Origin of the sequence: Ructibacterium gallinarum (assembly GCF_014982785.1) — a bacterium.
Lineage (GTDB): Bacteria > Bacillota > Clostridia > Monoglobales > Monoglobaceae > Ructibacterium > Ructibacterium gallinarum.
On sequence record NZ_JADCKB010000050.1, the window covers coordinates 1 to 3,582 of the forward strand.

General features: G+C 36.7%; 4 protein-coding genes. 3 read left to right on the forward strand and 1 reads right to left on the reverse strand.

Annotated features, from left to right (window positions below):
- Positions 1–313: 313 nt before the first annotated feature.
- Entirely contained in the window at positions 314–625 is a 312-nt protein-coding gene (locus INF28_RS12535) for a helix-turn-helix domain-containing protein (RefSeq protein ID WP_226393795.1), read from the forward strand.
- 161 nt (positions 626–786) lie between these two features.
- Here the strand turns inward: INF28_RS12535 and INF28_RS12540 are convergent, their stop codons facing one another.
- Positions 787–1,533, reverse strand: a complete 747-nt coding sequence (locus INF28_RS12540) for a helix-turn-helix domain-containing protein (protein ID WP_226393796.1) — start codon at positions 1,531–1,533, stop codon at positions 787–789.
- 234 nt (positions 1,534–1,767) lie between these two features.
- Here INF28_RS12540 and INF28_RS12545 point away from each other — a divergent pair, with 234 nt between their 5' ends.
- Positions 1,768–3,102: a DNA primase family protein gene (locus INF28_RS12545; protein WP_226393797.1), complete on the forward strand. Its 1,335-nt coding sequence runs from the start codon at positions 1,768–1,770 to the stop codon at positions 3,100–3,102.
- 266 nt (positions 3,103–3,368) lie between these two features.
- Positions 3,369–3,503 (forward strand): hypothetical protein, encoded by a 135-nt coding sequence (locus INF28_RS12955; RefSeq protein ID WP_264175784.1) that lies wholly within the window; start codon positions 3,369–3,371, stop codon positions 3,501–3,503.
- Positions 3,504–3,582 lie beyond the last annotated feature (79 nt).

Consider the following 3,582-nt stretch of genomic DNA (forward strand, 5'->3'; position numbering starts at 1 on the left):
GCGTGCTTTAGCACGTTTATTTTACCCTTGACAAATTTCAGTCGAGCATTTAAAAGCTATTTGGCAAAAATCGGCGGAATTTTGTGAAATCATTATGCTATTTTTTCATTTTAACTTTACAAAACCGAAATGAATTCGTTTGACAATTACAATTTCCTTCTTTTTCCATATGTCGACTATAAAAGTGTAAAAATAAGTAGTTATGACAGTATTATACAATGATTTTATTTTGTTGTCAAGTTATAACATCTAAATGATAATGAAACATCTTTTTGATTATAATAAAATTATTGTATAGAGATGAGGTGATGTCATGGCAAAGGAATTGTTTTTGTTAGCCGAAAAAATCAAAACCATTCGTGAACAACTGGGAATGACACAAGCTGAACTTGCTCGAAAACTGGGATTGACCCGCTCCAGTATTAACGGTTGGGAAATGGGCTTGTCTGTTCCATCTACTCAATACATTGTTGAACTGGCAAAGCTGTTTCGTGTATCTACCGATTATCTTCTTGGTATGAAACAAGGAGCGGTTTTAAATATAGATGATTTGTCGGAAAAGGAAGTGTCTGTTTTACTCGATGTAGCAAATTGCTTTCGTGCAAGACATACGAATGATGAATAACCTTTAATTTGCCCTCTGAACTGTCTATCACTTATATACGGCAACCTGTCCGCTGAAATAGATTACAACGGCTTAACGTCCTCTTAACACGTCAAGAGAGGGGCAATACATAGGCATAAGAAAACGCCTCACAATGAAGTGGGGCGTTATTTTTATAAATACTAATTTTTATTATATTCTTCTGCTTCTTTATCAAAGTCTAATATTTCCTCTGCATTTTCCACATCAATTTCATATGATTTGTCTGAAACACGTTGCAGGTTCTGTCGTAACGACTCATATATTGAATGTAACTGTTCTTCTTGCCTTCGTTTATGGTAATTGTCTGGAATCCGTTCATACTCTTTTTTAATCAGTTTAAGGATTTCCTCAAAACTCCCAACGATTGCATATCGCAACAGTAAATCATCATCAGCAAGTGTCCTTGCTTGTCGTTCTGTAACCGTTCCCTCATTTTTGAAGTAAGTAGGCGAGATAGAGGAAACGGCATATAAATAGATAGCTTCAAACATAGCATTTGCAATTTCTTCATGTCCTAATATAAGATTGATTATTTCTAATAAATGTGGTTTTACGTCTTCAATAGATTTCAGCCAGTTGATAGAGTAGTCATTCAATCTGGTTCTAATATGTTCTTCTCTATTTTTTGATAATACTCCTGTTATAATTTCATCAATGGTAATATCCAAAAACTCTGATATACATTTTAATTCATATACATTAAAATCTCGTTCAGCACGCAAGGAACGAGATACTGAACTTTCGTCTATGCCAATATATTTTGCAAGTTCTTTTTGCGTAATATTTTTCATGCATAATGCTTCTGATACATAATACGCAATATTTTCTCTTAATTTCTCTTTATTATCGTAATAATTGAACTTTTTTAAACTATTTGCTTCTTTCATTTTTCTAATCACTCCAAATTGAGATTTTCTCAATATAAAAAACTTATGTATATAATTGCAATCCGGCACTGTAAATCTAAATATGGTATCCTAATACTGTAATCAAACAACGGTGCGCACCAGATGATTTGATTATATCACGAACAGGCTCTATCTTCAAGAGTACGAATCATTGTTCTTTGACAATTAAATATTGCTCCTGATGTGGAGCTTGTAAGAAAGAGGTAAAACGTTATGGAAAAATTTAGCAAAAGTGAACATTACACTATTCCCAACGAATGGCTGTACGAGGACACGGATGGACTACATGTTAGTGAGCCGAGACTGACTAAGCATTTTTTCACCGAACATCATTATGTCAGAATCGGCAACACAGAACTACTGCGGTTTGACGGTAAGCGATATGTGAACACAAGCACAAACGATTGTAAGTGTGAAATCAAACAACATATCCCTCTGGAAATTCGTATGAAGAAGCATATGGACGCCGTATATAATGAACTGATTACTGAACCCTTGGTTCCGTTTTCATCATTTAATGCAGATGAATCAATCATCAATATGGAAGATGGGGTTTTACATCTTGATACAATGACAAAAACACCGCATAGCCATGAGATTTATTCGACAATCCTCATTCCATGTAGGTATTCAGCAGGAATGACATTTGACGATTGCCCGAAATTTAGGGACTATCTCCATGAACTTGTCAATGGTGATGAAGAACTGAAAACGCTGATAATGGAATATATGGGTGTTATTGTCAGCAATGTCTATGGCTATCGGTATAAGAAAATGCTCATGCTTCATGGCAAGGGTAATACAGGTAAAAGCGTCCTTCGTGAACTAATTATCAGAATAATTGGCGAAGAGAATAACCAGTCAATCAATATTGAGCAACTAAATTCAGATTTTGGAGCGGCACAGGTGAAAGATAAGCGCCTAAGTGGCGCAGGAGACATGACGGTTAAAAGTTTGGGACAGATTGAAATTATCAAAAGCCTTACCGGCTCGGACAATCTCAATGGCAACCGCAAGCATAAAGATGCCATTTCTTTCCAATATCGGGGATTGTTGATGTTTTGCTGTAACGAATTACCGAGATTTGACGGAGATAAGGGCGTCCATGTATATGAACGATTCCTTATCATTCCCTGCAACAATGTGGTTGAAAAATCCCGAAGAAATTCACAACTGGTAGACGAATTATACGAAGAACGAGACGCTATTGTCAGCATTGCCATTGACACCATGCGAAAGACCATAGAGCGAGGTTACAAGTTCACAGAGGGGAAAGTCATTCTGGAACAACGTAAAAAATACGAAATCTTGAATAACTCGTTATATGGATTTATCGAACAATGCTGTATTCTGAATGAGGGTGTAACAAGACGCTCAGAGTTTAACTATGAATACGGTAAATGGTGTAAAGACAACAAGTTGTATGTGGAGCCTAAAAATCAAATTGGGAAAATTCTGCGTGAAAAATTCCAGATTGAAGCACGAAAGATACATGGAGGTATCATGTGTTACGATTTGAAAATCAACTACGAAAAGGCGGGGCAATAAAGGCAACAGTTGACGGGTTTATCACTGGCTCATAACCAAAGCAACACAACAGACCAGTAACAAACTATACAATAGTTGCCCCGTTTGCCCCGTAAGCAGAAAAAACATTGCCCGTTCACGTTCTGACGAACGCTCAGGGAGAAAAGGGGGCAAAAAGGGTAAGTCATTTTGAGTTTGTACGCTATCATAACATAGACAGAGTAGCAACAACAAAAAGTTTTGTCCGATTTGTCCTAAAATAAAAATAACAAAGGAGTGCTTATAGCATGAAAATTAAAGTAATTGGAATTAAAAAAGTAGTCAACGACAATCCCGATATGGGAAAAGTGATGAATGGCGCACATGTGCATTTCTGGACCATAATCAAAAAAGTAGACAGAGGAATGAGGAAAATAGGATAGCGGCAGTTTAGGGCTGCTTCCAGTATAACAGTTCAGCCTGATTGGGAGTAAGCATGCCAAGAGAGCCATGAGGGCGTCT